Origin of the sequence: Thermogutta sp. (assembly GCF_039793925.1) — a bacterium.
Classification (GTDB): Bacteria; Planctomycetota; Planctomycetia; order Pirellulales; family Thermoguttaceae; genus Thermogutta.
The window spans coordinates 1-1053 of the sequence record NZ_JBAMME010000185.1 but is presented as its reverse complement, the minus strand read 5'-3'; the positions used below and the strand labels follow the sequence as shown (position 1 = coordinate 1053).

Below are 1053 nucleotides of genomic sequence, written 5' to 3'. Positions count from 1 at the left end.
GACAGGTTCGCCACCGTCCTTGGAACCGAGAGCGCCCCACACGCCGTAAACGCTCCGGCCATTAAATGGCTGATACGCGCCGAGATTGCCCGTATCGATTGTGTTCGAGATGAACCTCACCGAACCATCGGCGAACAGGCAGTTGACGCCGCCAGGATGCCGGCTGCTGGGCGGGAGTACGACGCTGACCTGGTCGGCCCAATCTTGCGCATAGGCCGGATCTGAGCAGGACGGCGAATTCGGCGGTAATACAGTGGTAAAACCGACCCGAGCGGGCTGCCCATCGGTCCAACGTCCACCCCAGTAGGTGTGGATGGTGGTGCCAGCTACGAAATACCGCCCGTCGCTCACCGCGCGGCACAGACCAGGACTGCCGACGAGGCCACTCACGTTTTTGGCGATGCCCAGCACGTGCTCGATGCTCTGTGCCGGCACCTGCCCACCGGTTTGGCTCTGATAGTTGTTTCCCGTCAGCCTGGCCGCGCAAAGGCGCTCGCTCATCGCGATCGTGTTGCTCGTTCCGTCAGTAATATCAGCGGTGGAATACGTGGTGTTCTGGGCGAACAAGCCGCGAACCTGGCTAGCGTCACGGATGTTTTCAATCTGGTCGCCAATGCAAAACGCATAGGAGTTGTAAGGCCCGGTCCGATTGGGAATGCCGTTATCTGACGGACAGAACAAGTTATCAGGAGAGTCATTCCAGACCGGCCAATCCTCCCAGCCGCCAGGACCATCAGGGGAGATCCCGTTCGTTGGTTCACCTGCTCGAATCCGGTCGAACATCGCGACCTGTTCTAAATAAGCAAGAAGCGGAATAAACCCACTTTTCCTGGTGCAATTGCCGTTTCGGCGGTTACCATAGGACGTGCTCACCGTCGTGCAGGCTGAGCTTCCTCCTTTGCGATAGGGGAACACTTTTTGGGAATCGTGGTAATTATGAAGTGCTAAACCAAGCTGTTTGAGATTGTTTGTGCACTGGGAGCGGCGGGCCGCCTCCCGCGCCGCCTGCACCGCTGGGAGTAGTAGCGCGATCATTGGTATTTTGATCGCGCT

General features: G+C 58.3%; 1 protein-coding gene. It reads right to left on the bottom strand.

Annotated elements, in window-relative coordinates:
- Window positions 1-1035 (bottom strand): DUF1559 domain-containing protein (locus ABJK56_RS06955; RefSeq protein ID WP_347243942.1); only part of this gene is annotated, 1035 nt, incomplete at its 3' end.
- Window positions 1036-1053 lie beyond the last annotated feature (18 nt).